Annotated in this window: 18 protein-coding genes; 9 read left to right on the forward strand and 9 right to left on the reverse strand. The window is 65.4% G+C overall.

Going from position 1 to position 18373, the window contains the following annotated elements; all coding sequences use genetic code 11:
- Nucleotides 1-306: 306 nt before the first annotated feature.
- From FAZ97_RS00520 to FAZ97_RS00530, 3 genes are all read right to left on the reverse strand, one after another.
- Nucleotides 307-951: a LysE family translocator gene (locus FAZ97_RS00520; RefSeq protein WP_158756696.1), complete on the reverse strand. Its 645-nt coding sequence runs from the start codon at nt 949-951 to the stop codon at nt 307-309.
- A gap of 132 nt (nt 952-1083) precedes the next feature.
- Complete coding sequence (locus FAZ97_RS00525) at nt 1084-1884, reverse strand: endonuclease/exonuclease/phosphatase family protein (protein ID WP_042265511.1); 801 nt, start codon at nt 1882-1884, stop codon at nt 1084-1086.
- 54 nt (nt 1885-1938) lie between these two features.
- On the reverse strand, nt 1939-2532 hold the full coding sequence (locus tag FAZ97_RS00530; RefSeq protein ID WP_407671814.1) for a hypothetical protein: 594 nt from the start codon (nt 2530-2532) through the stop codon (nt 1939-1941).
- A 391-nt stretch (nt 2533-2923) separates the two neighbouring features.
- Here FAZ97_RS00530 and FAZ97_RS00535 point away from each other — a divergent pair, with 391 nt between their 5' ends.
- The 3 genes from FAZ97_RS00535 to FAZ97_RS00545 all read left to right on the forward strand — a co-directional run bounded on the left by FAZ97_RS00535 (nt 2924) and on the right by FAZ97_RS00545 (nt 5056).
- On the forward strand, nt 2924-3241 hold the full coding sequence (locus FAZ97_RS00535; protein ID WP_158756698.1) for a DUF4148 domain-containing protein: 318 nt from the start codon (nt 2924-2926) through the stop codon (nt 3239-3241).
- 189 nt (nt 3242-3430) lie between these two features.
- Nucleotides 3431-4537 (forward strand): NAD(P)/FAD-dependent oxidoreductase, encoded by a 1107-nt coding sequence (locus tag FAZ97_RS00540; RefSeq protein ID WP_158756699.1) that lies wholly within the window; start codon nt 3431-3433, stop codon nt 4535-4537.
- 207 nt (nt 4538-4744) lie between these two features.
- Entirely contained in the window at nt 4745-5056 is a 312-nt protein-coding gene (locus tag FAZ97_RS00545; protein WP_028203157.1) for a high-potential iron-sulfur protein, read from the forward strand.
- Between the two features lie 70 nt (nt 5057-5126).
- Here the strand turns inward: FAZ97_RS00545 and FAZ97_RS00550 are convergent, their stop codons facing one another.
- Nucleotides 5127-6641: an amidase gene (locus FAZ97_RS00550; RefSeq protein WP_158756700.1), complete on the reverse strand. Its 1515-nt coding sequence runs from the start codon at nt 6639-6641 to the stop codon at nt 5127-5129.
- Between the two features lie 208 nt (nt 6642-6849).
- Nucleotides 6850-7548, reverse strand: coding sequence for a dienelactone hydrolase family protein (locus tag FAZ97_RS00555; RefSeq protein WP_158756701.1), 699 nt, complete (start codon nt 7546-7548; stop codon nt 6850-6852).
- Between the two features lie 246 nt (nt 7549-7794).
- Between FAZ97_RS00555 and FAZ97_RS00560 the strand changes: the two genes are divergently transcribed.
- Together FAZ97_RS00560 and FAZ97_RS00565 are read left to right on the forward strand one after the other, a co-directional pair.
- Nucleotides 7795-8949: an NAD(P)H-dependent flavin oxidoreductase gene (locus FAZ97_RS00560; RefSeq protein WP_158756702.1), complete on the forward strand. Its 1155-nt coding sequence runs from the start codon at nt 7795-7797 to the stop codon at nt 8947-8949.
- Nucleotides 8950-9519: 570 nt separating this feature from the next.
- Complete coding sequence (locus FAZ97_RS00565; RefSeq protein WP_158756703.1) at nt 9520-10665, forward strand: branched-chain amino acid ABC transporter substrate-binding protein; 1146 nt, start codon at nt 9520-9522, stop codon at nt 10663-10665.
- A 115-nt stretch (nt 10666-10780) separates the two neighbouring features.
- On the opposite strand, the gene FAZ97_RS00570 is transcribed toward FAZ97_RS00565, so the two are convergent.
- The gene (locus FAZ97_RS00570; protein ID WP_158756704.1) at nt 10781-12001 is read right to left on the reverse strand and encodes an MFS transporter; all 1221 of its coding nucleotides are present in this window, start codon (nt 11999-12001) and stop codon (nt 10781-10783) included.
- Between the two features lie 149 nt (nt 12002-12150).
- Here FAZ97_RS00570 and FAZ97_RS00575 point away from each other — a divergent pair, with 149 nt between their 5' ends.
- The 3 genes from FAZ97_RS00575 (at nt 12151) to FAZ97_RS00585 (ending at nt 15026) form a co-directional block, all read left to right on the forward strand.
- Nucleotides 12151-12828, forward strand: coding sequence for a HugZ family pyridoxamine 5'-phosphate oxidase (locus FAZ97_RS00575; protein ID WP_158756705.1), 678 nt, complete (start codon nt 12151-12153; stop codon nt 12826-12828).
- Nucleotides 12829-13242: 414 nt separating this feature from the next.
- Nucleotides 13243-13551, forward strand: a complete 309-nt coding sequence (locus tag FAZ97_RS00580; protein ID WP_069265202.1) for an H-NS histone family protein — start codon at nt 13243-13245, stop codon at nt 13549-13551.
- Between the two features lie 293 nt (nt 13552-13844).
- Nucleotides 13845-15026: a cation diffusion facilitator family transporter gene (locus tag FAZ97_RS00585; RefSeq protein ID WP_158756706.1), complete on the forward strand. Its 1182-nt coding sequence runs from the start codon at nt 13845-13847 to the stop codon at nt 15024-15026.
- Nucleotides 15027-15080: 54 nt separating this feature from the next.
- Here FAZ97_RS00585 and FAZ97_RS00590 read toward each other — a convergent pair whose 3' ends face one another.
- The 3 genes from FAZ97_RS00590 to FAZ97_RS00600 form a co-directional block, all read right to left on the reverse strand.
- Nucleotides 15081-15551, reverse strand: coding sequence for an Lrp/AsnC family transcriptional regulator (locus tag FAZ97_RS00590; RefSeq protein ID WP_174479506.1), 471 nt, complete (start codon nt 15549-15551; stop codon nt 15081-15083).
- Between the two features lie 77 nt (nt 15552-15628).
- Nucleotides 15629-16261, reverse strand: coding sequence for a 3'-5' exonuclease family protein (locus FAZ97_RS00595; RefSeq protein WP_158756707.1), 633 nt, complete (start codon nt 16259-16261; stop codon nt 15629-15631).
- Between the two features lie 14 nt (nt 16262-16275).
- Nucleotides 16276-16920, reverse strand: coding sequence for an MBL fold metallo-hydrolase (locus FAZ97_RS00600; protein WP_158756708.1), 645 nt, complete (start codon nt 16918-16920; stop codon nt 16276-16278).
- Between the two features lie 785 nt (nt 16921-17705).
- Here FAZ97_RS00600 and FAZ97_RS00605 point away from each other — a divergent pair.
- A complete protein-coding gene (locus FAZ97_RS00605) occupies nt 17706-18305 on the forward strand; it encodes a septal ring lytic transglycosylase RlpA family protein (protein ID WP_158756709.1) in 600 nt (199 codons plus the stop codon).
- The last annotated feature ends 68 nt before the right edge of the window (nt 18306-18373 follow it).

The following is an 18373-nucleotide window of genomic DNA, read 5'->3' on the forward strand; positions in this document are numbered from 1 at the left end:
TGTCAGCCTCGCGCGGCCTCGCGGGCCGTGCCGGACTTGGCCAGCATCTTGCCAAAACCCGCGAGAGCGGGTTCTCGTGCCGCTGGCAACGCGCGCCAGAACCCGATCAGGCACGCGGCGCGTGCGAATTTTCGGCTAGATGATACCGGAAGCTCTGACAGCCCGCAGCATTGACCCTGCTGGTGGGGCAGTTTCGGCGCGGCTTTTAGGCGCCGATGCGAGCGTAATGGCGCCATTTTCGACGCTGCAGCAGGGCTGCGGCAGTGCGCCGCGGCGCGTGAGATGCGTGAAGCGCGTGACAGCGCCCTAACGGTCGGCCGCGAGCTTCACGCCGAGCCCGATCAGCGCGGCGCCGCAAAAAGCGTCGATCGGGCGGCGCAGACGGCGGTAGCCGCGCTGGGTGCGGTCGTCGGCGAACAGGAAGGCGAGGCTGCAGTGCCAGCCGAACGACATCGTGGCGACCGTGGCGAGCGCAACGCCATAGAACCACAGCGGCGGGTGCGCCGGAAACACGGCCGCGAACACGCTGGTCCAGAACACGCACGACTTGGGGTTCGTGAGGCAGGTGATGAGTCCCGCGCGCCAGGTGCGCAGCCACGCGCGCCGGTCGGCGGGAGGCGGCGGTGCGACGACGGCTTGTGCCGCGGCGGCCAGTTCGCGCCGCACGCCCGAGCGCAGCAGCTTGAGGCCGAACCAGACGAGATAAAGCGCGCCCGCCACGCGCACGCCGTTGTAGAGCCAGCCAATGTGCTGCAGCACGGCCGCGAAGCCGAGCATGGCGAGCGCCGCCCAGAGTGTGGAGCCGACACCCACGCCCGCGGCCGACGCGACGCCCAGGCCCCGACGGCCCGCAAGCGAAAGCTGCGTGACCATGAAGAAGTTGGGGCCGGGGCTGATGAGCGCGAACAGATAGACGACAACGATCTGCAGCAGCGTGGCGAGGTAATGCATCTGAGGACACCTGATGAAACGCGCGTCGCGCGCGACCCGACATCTTAGCGCGGGCTCGCGCGCGACGTTGGCCGCGATCGGGGGAGTGTCGCGTGGATGCTTCGGGGCAGCGGCGTGCCCTGGTTCAGCGCGTCAGTCTTCGAGGCGCAGTCGCGCCATGTACGGCAGGTGGTCGGAGAGCCAGGCGGTTTCCTGCGCGGGCTGGATCAGCTCGACGGGCTTCAGGCCCCGCACGAACATCTTGTCGAGCGCGAGCGCCGGGGAGAACGCCGGGAAGGTGCGCGCCGGCTCGCCGAGCAGCGTCGCGACTTCCTGCAGACCATGCTCGGCAAACAGCGGCACGGAGTCGTTGCGCCAGTCGTTGAAGTCGCCCGCCAGCACGAGCGGCCCCTGCGGCGCCTCCTTCACGATCCAGTGCGCGATCCAGTTCATCTGCCGCAGCCGCGCGCTGCGCGTGAGCGCAAGATGCGCGCACAACAGCGTGACGGACTGCCCGGCGACGTTTGCGCGCGCAACGAGCAGCCCGCGCCGCTCGAAGCGGTGCGCGGAGATGTCCCAGCGTCCGCCCAGATCGAGCGGATGCGGCGAGAGAATCGCGTTGCCGTGCCGCCACGACGGTTTGAACACGTTCGGCCCGAGGGCGATCTGCAATTCGAGCGCCGTGGCGATTTCGGTGGCCTGGCAGTGCCAGACGTCGTCGAGCGGGTCGCCCAGTTGCGCGCCGAAGGCGGAGGCCAGCACCGGCTGCGGCAAGCGGCGGGCCATCGCTTCCTGGAGAAACCAGGCGTCGGCGTGGGTGGACTGCACCCAGCGCCGCATGGCCTCCCAGGCCTCGAAGCCCAGCGGCGAGCGGCCCTTGTGCAGATTCCAGCTCACGGCGACGAAGTCTTTGCTCAGCGAAGTGTCGATGAGCGGTTGTTCGGGATTTCGCATGCGTTTTTATCTAACGGATTGGGTCACGCCGCGTCATGCATGGCATCTGCGCAGTCATTGTGCGGACGCGGACGGCGGCGCCAGCGTTGCGCGCACCCGGTACGCAAGCGAGGGGTTCTGGTCGACGATCTGCCAGGTCACCCACTGCCCGTCCGGCACGACGAGGCCCGGATGGTTCGCATTCACCTGGCGCGGCTGCGGCGGCAGCCGGCAGCCTTCGGCCGTGCTCGGCGCGGCGTCGTTTTCGAGCGTTTCCTGTGCGTCGATCGAAAGGATGACCAGGTTCGCGCGCACCTGCAGCGGCGAAACGGTGATCGTGCGCGACAGGTCGATGCTGCCTGCCGGCTGATCCTTGCAGCCCACGCTGTGCGAGACGACCTTGTGATGCGTGTCGGTGTGCGCCTGGCCGATCGAGGTCGTGCCATCGAACGCGTCGATTTGCTGCCCGTCGCGCATGACTTGCAGTTCCCACTGCACTGCGCCCTGCGTGACAGGCGCCGCTGCGGGTGTCGCAGCTGCCGCGGCGGGGGCAGTCGGCGGCGGGGGAGGCGGCGGTGGCGGTGGTTCCGACGGGGCTTGCGCCAGCGCGCACACGCTCGTTCCCGCGAGGGCGGCGAACAGCGTCACGGCAAGGCAATGTTTCCACAACTTCATAAAGGAGGCTCCGTGCACGGCGCCGCGCGAGGCGACAGTGTCGGCAACGCTACGGCGGGGCGGATACGTTCTGACCATCGATCCTATACCGGGTTCGCAAACGCCGGACCGCAGCGGTTCACCCAAAGATGGGGACGCGCCGGGCACGCTTCAACCGTGGCGCGTCGAGCGATTAGTTATTGAAGCGCAACAACCATACGTTCACTGGGGTAATTCGCCGCAAATTGTTGTCGTGGCTGCAACGCAGACTTGTTCCTTATCGGGATGGTTTTTCGATAGCTCGTGTTTACACTGGCTTCGACGTGCCCAACACGTTGTTCGGAATCCGCCGGCTGGCCAGCATGTGTTGCAAAGCTTGCCGGGCACGCCACGAAGGAGCATCGCCATGAAGACATCCGTCACGCTTGCTGCCCTGCTGGTCAGCGCCGCCACGGCCCTCGCCACCGCGCCCGCATTCGCGAGCGGCGAGCCGGCGCCTGCGGCGGCTCAAGCGCTGCCCGTCGCGGCCGTCGCCACGAACACCGCCCCGAAGACGCGCGCCGAGGTGAAGGCCGAACTGGCCAGCGCCCGTGCTCACGGCGGCGAATTGAGCCTCGACCCGAATTCCCCGGCGTATCCGCAGCAATATGCGATGGGCGGCTATACCGCGCCGCGCGAGCAGGTCACAGCGCACTTCTTCCACGTTCGCAGCGCCGCCGACTGACGCGCCAGCTCCGGCGTTCTTTGTTCCCTGCCGCTCCTTCCAGGCGAGAGTCTGGCGTAGCCCCGCCGTCGGGCAGCGTACAATTTTTGTCATGCGGCGGCGCGATTTTTGCGCAGCTGGCCCCATGGCAGAGAGGATCGCGACGCAGCCGGCTTGCCTGCCGGCGCGGCGAAGGCGGGACGCAGGGACATGGACCAGATCGAATGCGTGGTGATCGGCGCGGGCGTGGTCGGGCTCGCCGTGGCGCGTGCGCTCGCCGCGCGCGGGCGCGAGGTGATCGTGCTCGAGGCCGCCGAGACGATCGGCACCAGCACCAGCTCGCGCAATAGCGAGGTGATTCACGCGGGGCTCTACTACCCGCGCGGCTCGCTCAAGGCGACGCTGTGCGTGCGCGGGCGCGAAATGCTCTACGAGTACTGCGCGTCGCGCAACGTCACGCACGCGCGCTGCGGCAAGCTGCTCGTCGCCACGGCGGCGAACCAGATTCCGCAACTCGAGGCGATCCGCGCGCGGGGCAAGGAAAACGGCGTGTTCGACCTCACGCGCATTAGCGGAAGCGAGGCGCTCGCGCTCGAACCCGCGCTCGAATGCGTCGCCGCCGTGTACTCGCCGCAAACCGGGATCGTCGACAGCCATCAGCTCATGCTCGCGCTGCAAGGCGACGCCGAGCGCGACGGCGCCGTGATCGCGCTGAAGTCGCCCGTCGAGTCGATCGATGCGCTCGGCGGCGGTTTCACCGTGCGCACGGGCGGCGACGCGCCGATCGACATCCGCGCCGCCTGCGTGGTCAACAGCGCGGGCCTTTATGCCACGAAGCTCGCCAAGCGCATTCGCGGGCTCGATGGGCGCCACGTGCCGCCGTTTTATCTGGCGCGCGGCAATTACTTCAGCGTTTCGGGTCGCGTGCCGTTCACGCGCCTCATCTATCCGATGCCGAACGACGCCGGCCTCGGCGTGCATCTCACGCTCGACCTGGGCGGCCAGGCGCGCTTTGGCCCCGACGTCGAATGGATCGATTCGGTCGACTACGACGTCGATCCGCGCCGCGCCGAATCTTTCTACGCGCAGATCCGTACCTACTGGCCCGCGCTTCCCGACGGCGCGCTGCAGCCGGCCTACGCGGGCATCCGCCCGAAGCTCTCCGGCCCGGGCGAACCCCCCGCCGACTTCATGATCCAGGGCGCGGCTTCGCACGGCGTGCGCGGCCTCGTGAACCTGTTCGGCATCGAGTCGCCGGGGCTCACGGCGTCGCTCGCGATCGCACAGCGCGTGTGCGAGATGGCTTCGTTCGATTGATCGGGCTTCGCGCCCTTCTTCCGCGAGGCGGCAACATGCCGCTGACTTATCTCCAGCATTGCAGCGTCACCGGGGCTGGCTTCGTTGTTAAGCTTCTTCGCGACGCCGCCACCAGAGCGGCTCAGAGGCATGCGCGGCGTGCGCCACACGAAAAGCGCCGCGCCAAAATCCCAGCGAACGAATCGCCACAATACTGGAGTGAGTCACATGAAATCGTCCCGCCGCAGCTTTCTGATTACGAGCATCGGCGTCGCTTCGACGCTCGCGCTTTCGCGCCAGGCCTTCGCCGACGCGCCCAAGGCTGCCGAATCCGATCCCACCTCCCAGGCGCTCGGCTACAAGCTCGACGCGACCAAGGTCGACAAGGCGAAGTTCGCGAAGTACGCCGCCGGTCAGGATTGCAGCAACTGCACGTTCTACCAGGGCAAGGCCACCGACGCGTTTGCGCCGTGCCCGATGTTCGGCGGCAAGCAGGTCGCGGGCAAGGGCTGGTGCAGCGCCTATAACAAGAAGGCGTGATGAAACGGCGCGGGGGGCGCGGCGCGTAGCCCCCACACGCCTGCACCCGCGCGTGATTGGCAAGAGCGCGCTAGAGCCGCGCCTGCAGCAACGGCGGCCGACGGTTGAACCACGGCCGCGCCGCCTCCAGTTGCGCAGCGAGGCGCAGCAACAACGCGTCGTTGCCCTCGCGCGCGGCAAACTGAACGCCTATCGGCAGCCCGCGAGCGTTCCACGCGAGCGGCACCGACATCGACGGCTGGCCCGTCAGATTGAAAAGCTCCGTGCATCCCGCCCACGCGAACGCCTTGTTCGAGGCTTCGGTCAGCAGCTTTCTCATCAGCACTTCCATTGGCATGGCCGTGACCGCGCGCATTTGCATGCGCTCGCTCTGACTTGGCTTCAGTTCGCCGATCTTCACCGGTGGCGCGGCGAGCGTCGGGCACAGCAGCACGTCGTAGCGCTTCATCAGGTCGGCGAGCTGCGCCGTGATGCGCTGCTGCACGTCGAGCGCGGCGGGCAGCTCGCGCTCGCCGAGCTTCTGGCCGATGTGCGCCATGGCCCATGTTGCGATCTCGAACTCGTGGCGGCGCGGCTTCGTGCCCGTGATGTCGTCCGCGTGCAGCACGTACTGTTCGGCCACCACCGACCACAACATGAGGAACGCCTCGCGCGCCTCCGCGTAGTTCACGGGCAGCGAATACGGCTCCACGCGATGGCCGAGCGAGGTGAGCAGCGCGGCGGCGTCGTCGAGCGCGCCGCGCACTTCGGGCGAGAGCGTGTCCGCGAACATCGGCTCGGTCAGCAGTGCGATGGCGAGCGGCTTCGAGCCGTCGAGCGGCGTGCGCGCGGCGTCGAGGAACGTGCCGGGCGCGCCGGTGGGCAGCGCGGGGTCGCCGGCGATCAGGTCGAGCATGAGCGCGCTGTCACGCACGCTGCGCGAAACCGCGAGATCCACGCCGAGCGCGCCGGGCGGCGGCGGCACGTCCGATGCCGGCTGGAACGCGCGCGACGGTTTGAAGCCGAAGAGCCCGCAGCACGACGCCGGAATGCGGATCGACCCGCCGCCGTCGGACGCATGCGCGAGCGGCACGATGCCCGCCGCGACCGAAGCGGCTGCGCCGCCGCTCGAGCCGCCGGGCGTGTGATCGAGATTCCACGGGTTGCGGCACGGGCCGAACAGCTCGGGCTCGGTGTAGGGCATCTGCCCGAGTTCGGAGGCGCTCGTCTTGCCGAAGATATTCAGGCCCGCCGCGCGAAAACGCGCGACTATGGGCGCGTCGGCGGTGGGAATGTAGTGGCGGTAGTGGCGGCTGCCGAGCGTCATGCGCAGCCCGGCCACCGCCGCGCCGAGATCCTTCACGAGAAACGGCACGCCGGCGAGCGGGCCTTCGGTTAGCGCATTCACGCCGTTGCCGGATGCCTCGATGCGTAATGCGCGTTCGCGCGCCGCCTCGTAGTCCTTGAGGACGATGGCGTTGATTGCGGGATTCGTGGCTTCCGCGCGGGCGATGGCGGTGTCGAGCAGTTCGCGCGCGCTGACTTCGCGGCGGCGCACGAGATCGGCGAGGCCGATGGCGTCGTATTCCAGATAGTCGGACTGCAAGGCGCGCACTCCTCGTCGTCGGGTTGGGGCCGGGTCAGGCCGAGGTCTGGTCGAGGCCAGGCCGATACGGACAGCGTATGCAAGGAGTGTAAGCGGGCAGCGCGCTCGCCGGGCGTGTCGTTGCGCGCGCACCCATGCCTCAAGGGATGCGCGCGCAACGACAGACGGGCGGCGGCGGCCATCGACGCCGCCCGTGGGAGCACAGGTATTACAGATGCTCGGCGAGGAAGCTCAGCGTGCGGCCGTGCGCGAGCGCCGAGGCATGTTGGTTGTACGACGCGCGCACCGAGCAGTTAAAGCCGTGATCGGCGTTCGGGTACAGGTGGAACTCGGCGTTCGGGCGGCCCGCGAAGCGCTCCTTCACCTGACCCACCGCCGAGAGCGGAATGCCGTGATCGAGTTCGGCGTAGTGGAAGAGGATCGGCTTGGTGACCTTGTCGGCGAGGTCTAGCTGGTTCTGGATGCCGCCGCCGTAGTAGGACACCGCCGCATCCACCGAGCCGCTCGCGGCCGCGAGGTAGGCGAGACGCCCGCCAAAGCAGTAGCCGATCGCCGCGACCTTGCCCGTGCACTCGGGCAGCGCGCGCAGCGCGGCCGCCGTGGCGGCGATGTCCTCGACCACGAGGTTGACGTCCGTCTTTTGCATCAGCGCGATGCCGCGGTCGCGGTCCGCGCCCACGTATTCGAGCTCGACGCGCGGAGCTGCGCGCCAGAACACGTCGGGGGCGATGGCCACGTAGCCGTCGAGCGCGTATTGCTCGACGACGTCGCGGATGTGCCCGTTCACGCCGAAGATCTCCTGCAGGATGACGATGCCCGGGCCCTTGCCGCCCTTGGGCAGCGCGAGATACGCGCCGAAGCTGTCATTGCCGGCGGGAATGTCGATCCATTTGGTCGAAACGCTCATGTTGTTTCTCCGTGTTCAGTAACGAGTCATGTGATGCGCCGTCGGGTGTCGACAAGCGCCGCCCGTGGCGCATCGCGAAATCGGGGAGCCAGTTTGCCATAGCCCCTTGCCCCTCTGCAGCGCAGGTCAATCTCGCAAGCGGATCGTAATGATCTCGATTATTCATTTTTCGGGCAGACGCGGTTTGGCTAGAGTCGGTAGCGATTTGCATCGTCCCGCCTTATTCAGCCATACAAGGATTGCGTCATGAATTCTGTTCCCGCGTTGCACACGTCGCCCGACTTTTCCACGCCATTCAGCCGCCGGTTCGGTTTGCGCCTGCCGCTTGTGCAGGGGCCGATGGCGGGCGGTCCGACCACGCCCGCGCTCGTCGCGGCGGTTTCGAACGCGGGTGGACTCGGCTTTCTTGCCGGCGCGGCGCTTGCGCCCGAGAAGATCGCAAGCGAAGTCGCCGCGATTCGCGCGCTCACGGACAAGCCCTTCGGTGTGAATCTCTTCGTGCTCGATCCGGCGAATCCCGACGAAGCGACCGTGCGCCGCGCGCTCGAAGCCATCGATCCGGTCGCCGCGCATTTCGGCTTGCCGCCGGGCGTTGCGTTTGCACCCTACGCGCCCGACTTTCGCGCACAACTCGACATGCTGATCGAGCTGCGCGTGCCGGTGGTGAGCTTTACGTTCGGCCTCTTGCCCGCAGTCGATGTCGCGCGCCTGCATGCGGCAGGCAGCTACGTGATGGGCACGGCGACGCACGTGGCCGAAGGCCTCGCGTGGCGCGACGCGGGAGCGGATGCCATCGTCGCGCAAGGCGCTGAAGCGGGCGGGCACCGCGGCACGTTCATCGGCGAGGCGCCGCATGCGCTCGTCGGCACGATGGCGCTCGTGCCGCAACTCGTGGATGCGGTGGAGGCGGCCGGCCTGCCCGTGCTGGCGGCGGGCGGCATCATGGACGGGCGTGGCATCGCCGCGGCGCTCGCGCTGGGCGCACAAGGCGTGCAGATGGGCACCGCGTTTCTCGGCTGCGCGGAAAGCGCGATTCCTGCCGACTGGAAGACCAGGCTGCGCGCATCGACGGATACCGCAACGGCCGTCACGCGCGCGATCACCGGGCGCCACGCGCGCGGCATTCGCAACGCGCTCATGCAGCAACTCGAGGCGCGCCCCGAGACGGTCGCGCCGTACCCCGTGCAGAATGCGCTCACGCAGCCGTTGCGACAGCGTGCGGCGCGCGAGAACGACGGCGATTATCTTTCGCTGTGGTCGGGGCAGGGCGCACCGCTCTCGCGCAAACGAGAGGGCGGTCTTGGCGCAGGGCAAATCGTCGAAGCGCTCGATGCCGAATGGCGCGCAGTGCTCGATAAATTCGGCGACAAACTCAGCGGCAAACTCAGTCGCGAGTCGTGAGGCACCCGGCCGCAGATGAGGTGCGTTGGCAACGTATCGGCATCCGAAATTAATCGAATGCTTACTTGAACCGGCACGCGCCAAAAAGCGCGTGGCCGGCACGTGTGCAACCCGCAAACGTTATCGTGAATGCGAGGGATTTTCATAGCGTCGTAATGCGTCCTGGTGTATTCCCGGAACGCGTGCGCTAACACACCAATAACTCCCGTCAAATAATCTCAAAAACGATTCGTGCAGGGCGTCTCAGGGAATCTCCCAATAATTGGATCCAAAGTCGGGATGCCTTATTACATAAGCCTTGCGGGCGATTGATCAGGGTTTCGAACTGTTGTTGCAAGACGCATATTGGTACTCGCACCAATATCTGAAAAAAATCCCCCAAATTAATTTGATCACCTACACTTGCGCGCAAGTATGGATGGGCGGTCCGCCATGAACGGGTCATTCGCCATGCTGGCCAGGTGCATCAAGGATGCATCCTGCGTGGTCGTCCGCACGGGGAGCGACACGTTCGGGGCGCGGGAGCACTGGGCGATTACGTAGCTTTTGGGTTCGAAACTGGAGACTTACATGAATATCAAGCTTCACAAGCTGTTGCCGATCAGCGCGGCGGCCATGCTGGCAGCGTCGTTCGCAACGGTGTCGAGCGCAGACGAAACGATCAAGATTGGTCACGTCGCGCCGCTTACGGGCGGCATTGCGCACCTCGGGAAAGACAACGAAAACGGCGCACGTCTCGCAGTTGAAGAGATCAACGCGAAGGGCCTCACGATCAATGGCCAGAAGGTCACGCTCGTGCTCGACGCACAAGACGACGCAGCTGACCCGCGCACGGCTACCCAGGTCGCGCAGAAGCTCGTCGACGACAAGGTCGTTGCCGTCGTCGGTCACTTGAACTCGGGCACGTCGATCCCGGCATCGAAGATCTACAGCGATGCAGGCATCGTGCAGATCTCGCCGTCGGCCACGAACCCGGCCTACACGCAGCAAGGCTTCAAGACGACCTACCGTGTCGTGGCGACCGACGCTCAGCAAGGCCCGGCGCTCGCGAACTACGCGGCGAAGAACCTGAAGGTCAAGACCGTTGCCGTGGTCGACGACTCGACGGCTTATGGCCAGGGTCTCGCGAACGAATTCGAGAAGACCGCCAAGGCGCTCGGCATGACCGTGGTGTCGCATGACGCGACCAACGACAAGGCCGTCGACTTCCGCGCGATTCTGACGAAGATCAAGGGCGAAAACCCCGACGCGATCATGTACGGCGGCATGGACGCCACCGGCGGCCCGTTCGCCAAGCAAGCCAAGCAGCTTGGCCTGCGCGCGAAGGTGCTCGCGGGTGACGGCGTCTGTACCGACAAGCTGGCCGACCTGGCCGGCGACGCGACCGACAACATCGTGTGTTCGGAAGCCGGTATGGCGCTCGAAAAGATGCCGGGCGGCAAGGAATTCGAAGCCAAGTTCGAGAAGCGCTTCGGCCAGCCGATCCAGATCTACGCACCGTTCACGTATGACGCTGTGTACATCATCGTCGACGCCATGAAGCGTGCGAACTCGACGGATCCGGCCAAGATCCTCGCGGCCATGCCGACGACGGACTACAAGGGCGTGATTGGCGAGACGACCTTCGATTCGAAGGGCGACCTCAAGCACGGCGTGATCTCGCTGTACAACTACAAGTCGGGCAAGAAGTCGCTGCTCGACGTCGTGAAGATGTAAGTCGCCTCTAGCGATTTCGCTCACGCGATTGGAAAAGCCCACGGGTTTCGGCCCGTGGGCTTTTTTTCGTTCGGCGTTTCGAGTGACGCTTTAGTCGATGCGCTGGGTTGTGCTTTTAGATTCCCAGCCGCCGCAACACCCTCGGCCCCGCAAAGGCCACGAGCGCCGCGCACAACGCAACGACGGCGAGACCGACCGTAAGATTGGTCACCTGCGCGATACCGCCGATCACCACCGGCCCGAACAGCAAGCCGAAATACGCGATGCCTGCCACGTGCGCCAGGCCTTCGGCTGCATGGATGCCTTTCACGCGCGCGGCGGCGGCGAACAGCACCGGCATCATGTTGGCGAGGCCGAGCCCCATGAGCGTGAAGCCCGTGAGCGCCGTGAACGAGAACGGCAGCAGCAGCGCGCCGATCATCCCCGCGCACGCGAGCGAGGCGCTCGCCATCACGAGCTGCGGTGCGCCAAAGCGCGCGCGCACGGCGTCGCCTGCGAAGCGCGCCGCGGCCATGCCGCCCGAGAACGCCGCATACGCCGCGCTGGCGAGCGCGGGCGTCGCGAGCACCACGTCGCGCATATAGACCGTGGCCCAGTCGTACATCGCGCCTTCGGCGATCAGCGCGATGAGCGCAATGGCGCCAAGCGCCCAGAGCGCGGGCGTGCGCCAGCGGTTGCCGGTTTTCGCGTGCTCGCCGTGCGTGGCGTGCGGCACGTGCGGCAGCACGGCCGGGCACGAGACAAAGAGCACCAGCGCCGCAAGCACCGAAGCCAGAAAAAGATGCAGCGCCGGCGCCATGCCGCGCGCGAGCAACGCGCCGCCAATCGCCGCGCCCGCCATGCCGCCCAGGCTGAACATGCCGTGCAGCCCCGACATGATCGGCTTGCCGACGGCTTCTTCCACGGCGCTCGCTTCGGCGTTCATGGCGACGTCGAGCGTGGCCATGCCCACGCCGAAAAACGCGAGCACGACGATCAGCATCCAGTAGTACGGCACGACCAGGATCAGCGCGCCGCACACGGACATCGTGACGCCGCCGGCGAGGCAGGCGCGTCGCGAGCCCACGCGCGCGATCCAGCCGCCGATGGTCGTCATCGCGGCGATCGAGCCGCCCGCCACCGCGAAAAGCGCGTACGAGAGCAGCGCCGGGCTCAGATGGAATTTGTCGCGCACGGTCGGTACGTGCACGCCCCACGACGCGTACATCATGCCCGCGACGAAGAAGAGCGCCATGGTCGCAATGCGCGCGCGATGTCGCGTGGCGGCGGGCAGCGCCCGATGGTGGGCGGCGGGACTCGCAACGGAGACGGCGGGATCGGTCGGTCGGTCGGACACGGGAATTCCGGGTAGAAGGAAGAGGAGAGACCAGGAAGGCGTCTGAAAGCAAACGATGATTCTAACGAAGGTGCGACTCGCCTGTCGGAGCGCGTTTGACGAGCCAGCTGCTCTAATATCGGGAGGATTCATCGTTCGAGGACGCGCCCTTGAAGATTCCCGCTCACGCCCCGCTGCATCTGCTGCACCAGACGCCCACCGGCACGCTCGCCACGCATTCGCGCGAGCCGCGCGGCTTCCCGTATCCCACGCTGCTGCCGTTCGCGCCCGACGCGCGGCACCGCCCGGTGATACTCGTGAGCCGCCTGGCCGAGCACACGCGCAATCTGCTGGACGACCGGCGCGCGGGTTTTCTCGTTGCGCACGCGCCCGACGGCGACGTGCTGAACGCACCGCGCGCCACGCTGCTCGGCCGCTTTGAACCAGTCGATTCCGCCGACCGCGAAACGAACGAGGCGCTGGCGCGGCGCTACGTGCGCTACCACCCGGACGCCGAGCGTTATCTCGCACTCGGCGACTTCACCTTTTGGGTCATGCAGGTCGAGCGGCTGCGCTATATCGGCGGCTTTGGCGCAATGGGCTGGATGGACGGCGCCGATCTCGACACGCTGGAGCCGCTCGCACCCGCCGACGAAACCGCGCTAATCCGCTTCTTCGAAGCCCACCCCGCGCGCCGCGCCGGACTGGATCTGGCTGGAGTGGACCGCTACGGCGCCGATCTCGTGATCGACGGTGCGCGCACTCGCTTCGTTTTCGATGCGCCGCAGTCTGATTTGCAAACCTTGCATGCGGTGCTAGGGGACTGTATCGAGCGTCATATGCCCTAACCGGATTTTGCGCGCCATGCAGGCGTTATCCGCCCGCCTATATGGCGTGTCGTCTCATGCTGCCTCGCAGCAACCCGTTTCTGTCCCCGTTGATTGGCTCAAAGTTGTCATGCGATGAAATGTTTGACGTATTTCAAAGCATTTAATTTTCATCCGCTGCTAATTATGAGACGGGGATTTATCTGGCAAATGCCAGATTTAGTAAAAATACCGATTTGCACGAAATGACAATGAGTTAGACGCTTGCCGGAAGCGACAGGATTCGAAATTTGGTTTAAATTATTTTTATTGCTTACGCGCATCCCGGCATTCAATTCTGTGTTAATCTCGCCACCGATTTCCGAGGCGCGCATCTATCAATCGGCATACTGGCGCGAGATCAGTAGCCATTAAGATCAAACCACAAGGGCACCTATGTCTTCCTACAAGGAACTCCTCGCTCAGCGAGAAAAGCTGGAAAAGCAGATTGAAGAGGCGAAGGCTCGCGAATATGCCGAGGTCCTCGACGAAATCAAGCAGAAAATGGCCGACTACGGCATTACCCTGGCAGAACTCGGTGGCGGCCGCGCCAGCGCCAAAGCCGCGAAGGCAGCCAGCCGCTCGCGTGCAAGCGTCGCGCCGAAATACCGCGATCCCGACAGCGGCAGCACCTGGTCGGGCCGTGGCAAGCCGCCGCGCTGGATCGCCGGTCAAGACCGCGATCGTTTTCTGATCCAGAAGTAAATCAACTTGTCAGCGGCGCGTTTGAACGCGCTGCGCATGAGTCAAAGTAGGCGTGGAGTCAGACCAGGTATCTGCTGATTCCCGAAAACAAGAAGCCGCGCAGTCCGGGGACGCGCGGCTTTTTGATTTTCTGCGCCGCGCCAGATTGGAACGGACAGTACCCCCGGCTGAATGAGAATGCTTCTTTGTCTTGTAGGCATCTGATTTAAAAGAGATTTTTAGGGGCATCCATAAAATCGACGCATACGGTCGCTACAATCGCGGTTATTCCCTAATTTGCTCTCTCGCCGCGCATGACTGCTTCCGCCGCTCCGCCGTTATCAGATAAACACGAGGTCGCGCGCCGCACCACGTGGGTCAGTGTTGCCGTCAATAGTGTTCTGGTGGTGCTGCAAATCGTCATCGGCGTGTTTGCGCATTCGCAGGCGTTGATCGCCGACGGCGTTCATTCACTGGCCGATATCGTTTCCGACTTTGTGGTGCTGCTGGCCAACCGGCACAGCGGCGCAAAGCCGGACGCCGATCATAACTATGGCCACAGCCGTTATGAGACGGTCGCGTCGTTATTCCTCGGCGCATTATTGATTGCGGTGGGCGTGGGCATGCTGGTGCGCGCCGGCACGCGCCTCATGAATCTCGGCGATATTCCGGCGCTGCACGTGAGCGCGCTGGTCGTGGCGCTTCTCGTGCTGGTTTCCAAGGAAGGGCTCTTTCGCTACATGCTGCGCGAGGCGCAACGCGTGCGCTCGGCCATGCTGATCGCCAATGCCTGGCACGCGCGCTCGGATGCGGCTTCGTCGCTCGTGGTGGCAATCGGCATTGTGGGCAGCCTCGCGGGCGTGCGGCTGCTCGATCCGATCGCGGCGGCCATTGTCGGCTTCATGGTCGCGCGCATGGGATGGGTGTTCGGCTGGGACGCGCTGCAAGACCTCTCCGACCGCGCGCTCGACGAAGCCGCGGCCGCCGACTTGCGCGCGCTCCTGACGAGCACGCCGGGCGTGCTCGACGTGCACGAGATGCGCACGCGCAAGACCGGCGACCTCGCGCTCGTGGATGCGCACATCCTCGTCGATCCGCTGATCTCGGTTTCGGAAGGCCACTACATTGCCGAGACGGCGCGCGCTCGCCTGCTCACCGATTCACGCGTGCTCGATGCGCTGATTCACGTCGATCCCGAAGACGACATGCATGTGCGCTCCGTGGCCAACCTGCCGCCGCGCGACGACGTGTCGGAGCGTTTGCGAAACGCGCTGGCGGAGTATGACGTGCATGTCGAAGCGGTGACGCTCCACTACTTGAGCACTGGGCTGGAGATTCAGGTGGTGCTCAGCGCGGCCGACGACGCCCGCCGGCTGGCCTCGGTGGACCTGGAAGCGCTGCGCGAGCGCCTTGGCGCGAGCAAGCTCGACGTCATGCAGTCGCTCGATGCTCACGGCGCACTGGCCACGCATGACAAACCGCGCGAGTCACATTGAATCGCGGTGAGAATCGCTTGAGTAAGCGGCACGGCGAGCCGCGCCTTCGCGGCCTCAGAGCGGCAATTGCGTGTCGAACTTGATTTCCCGCAGCACGACACTCGTGCGCACCTGCGCCACGGCAGGAATGCGGAAGATGCGCTCGTGCAGGAAGGCGTCATAGGCCTTGATGTCGGGCGCCACGATCTTGAGGATGTAGTCCGACTCGCCCGTGGTGCTGTAGCACTCGGTGACTTCGGGGCAGGTGGCGATCTCGCGCTCGAAGGCTTCGACGCCGCCTTCGGTGTGCCGCGTGAGATGGATATGCGCGAGCGCGCAGACGTGCAGGCCAAGCTTCTCGCGATCGAGCAGCGCCGTGTAGCGCTGGATCACGCCCGACTGTTCCATGTCCTTGATACGGCGCCAGCACGGCGTGCTGGAAAGCCCCACCTGGTCGGAGATTTCCTGCACCGAGCGGCGCGCGTCGAGCTGCAGCAGGCGCAGGATCTTCTGAGAGAACGTATCGAGTGTCAACTGCGCCTCCATTGCGTCGCTGTATTCCTGAATGTTAGAGGCCAGGAGAACAGAACGCAATGCGAAGCGCTGATGGTGAGGGAGATCACCTAATTTGCCGGAGTGCTCGCGGCGTTTTGCCCTGAGTCGTCCCCATCAGTGGCGAGCGCGGCTTGCTGCGCGCGCAGGTCGGCCAGCATGTTGCAGAAGAGGGCGCCTTGTTCGATGGCGTCGTCGAGCGCGACGTGCGTGTGCGGATGGTCGTCGAACCAGTGCTTCGGAAAGCGCGGCTTGATGCATTTGCGGTACGGCAGGCCCGTCATGGCGAAGGCGAGCGTCTTGATGTCGAGCGCCGACCACGAGAACGGGCAGCGCCCGGCGAAGCGCATCATGTACCAGAACATGAAGGTGAAATCGAAGCCCGCCGGCATGGCCACGAACACGGGCTTGCCGGGCAGCGCCTCCACCCATTCCACATAGGCGACGAGCGCCACCGCCGGGTCTTGCAGATCCTTGCGGCACGCGGCCCACGCCTCGGGCTGCGTTTCCCACCAGGCGGCCTGCACCGGGTGCGGCGCGGCGCCTTCGAGCATCTCGAGATTGGCGGAGAACGTGGCGATCAAACGCTTGTCGGCGGTATACGCCGCCGAAGCGAAACTCAGCATCGAATGCGGGCCGGGAATCGGACCGTCGGCCTCGACGTCGGTGCTGACGTAAATCTCCTCAATAGCGGCTTGATTCATCGTACTTTTCACTCTCATCCAGGTACGCCATCTGCGACGTAGGGGTTGGAGCGGCGCTCCTCACCGAAAGTCGAAACCGGGCCGTGGCCCGGCACGAATGTGACGTCGTCGCCCAGCGGCCAGAGCTTTTCGCGGATCGAACGAATCAGGTCCGCATGATTGCCGCGCGGAAAGTCGGTGCGGCCGATCGAGCCCGCGAACAGCACGTCGCCCACCGTGGCGACCCGATGCTTGCGGCTGAAGAAGATCACGTGACCCGGCGTGTGCCCGGGGCAGTGATAGACCTCGAGTTCTTCGTCGCCGAAGCGCACCGTGTCGCCGTCGTGAAGCCAGCGCGTGGGCTCGAACGCCTCGGCGTGACCGAAGCCGAAGCGCACGCTCTGCTGCGGCAACTGATCGATCCAGAAGCGCTCGTCTTCCTGCGGCCCTTCGATCGGCACGCCGAACTTCGCGGCGAGCGCCTTCGCGCCGGCGCAGTGGTCGAGGTGGCCATGCGTGAGCAGCACCTTTTCCAGTTGCACGCCCTGGCGCTCGATCTCGGCCTCGATGCGCTCGAGGTCGCCGCCCGGATCGACGACGGCGGCGCGGTTCGTCGTTTCGTCGACGAGCAGCGAGCAGTTTTGCTGGAACGGCGTGACGGGAATCAGCGTGATTTTCATGCGGGGTTCGTGGGCGGGTTCGTGTGGTTCGGGTCTTGCGGGACGCACACGGCGGCGCTTCGAAAGCGACGGTGCACGCCAGGGACCACAGCCAAAGGATCGATTGTACCGGGGTGCAGGATGCGCCGCCGACGCTGCTCACGGCGGTCCGCATCCCTTGTCAGACAAGGGATGCGGCGGCGCAAGACAAACGGCTTTGTTACATCAATAGTGAAAAATCATGGAGTTTTGTGGGGCATCGGCGTGACAGGAATAACTTTTGGGTATAATGCGACCCATCACGCACGGAATTCGTGCTTTCAAAGGGCGGTGTGACCTTCGCAAAAAAAGAGGTCGCGTACATCGCCGTCAAGCAGTGCTGTCGTTGAAGACGGGCCGAAGAAGGCTGCCTTACAACAAGATAGCAAATCAGGTGTCGAATCCGTTCGACGCCGCACGTCTTGCCCAGCCAGGTGCCACGCGCCTGCAACGGCCTACATGCCGTGACGCTGGGTGGGGCCTACGCCGCCGTTCCTGTGCGCCGAGAGTTTCCGGCGTGCCTGAACGAGTTTCATCGTTCGATGGCGGCATGTGGGGTCTGGTCAGGCTGCCGGGGACAGGTTGCGCCAGACGTGAAAGATAACTAGCGGTTAGCGGCTAAATAGGGCTGCATCCGGGCATTGGCACGCGTTCGCCTTTTTCATTCCAGGCGAGCGATGGCGAAGCTTTGCCCGCGACCGCCGAAGCCTTTCCGACAACGCGCATACATGGCGCGGGACAGGCTTCGAACACGTGATGGCAATGTTATGAACCTTAGACTGACTCGACGACGACTCGGGAGTCTTGCAGCCGTGTCCATTCTGGCCGGTTGCGCCATGCCGCCTGCGCAGCAGGACCAGGCATCTGGCGACGCCCTTCGCACGAAGGACGCCGCGTTCACCGCGCCGCAGGGCTACGGCTCCGCGCTCGCCGCGCTGCCCGCATCGGGCACCGCCAAGGACAATTCGCTCGCGAACGCCGATGCGATCGACGAGAACAGCCCGGACGTCCATTCGTTCCACCAGACCGGCCGCGCCTCGTGGTACGGCCGCGCGTTCCACGGCCGCCGCACCGCAAGCGGCGAGCGCTTCAACATGAAGGCGCTCACGGCTGCGCACCGCACGCTGCCGCTCGGCTCGTATGTGCGCGTGAGCGTGCCCGGCACGTCGAAGTGGGTGGTGGTCAAGATCAACGACCGTGGCCCGTACGCGCGTGGCCGCGTGCTCGACCTCTCGTATGCCGCCGCCAAGCTCCTTGGCGTGCAGCACGCGGGTACGGCGAAGGTGGACATCGAAGGCCTCTCGCGCCAGGAAGCGAAGGCCGCGCAAGCGGAGATGGTTGCCGTGAACTCGAATATCGACAACTAAGCGCATTCGTTCGGGCGTGGCGCTGAGTGCGCCGCGACGCGCCTTCGGACTGAACCGCCTGGTCGTGT

This window comes from Paraburkholderia acidiphila (assembly GCF_009789655.1).
Lineage (GTDB): Bacteria > Pseudomonadota > Gammaproteobacteria > Burkholderiales > Burkholderiaceae > Paraburkholderia > Paraburkholderia acidiphila.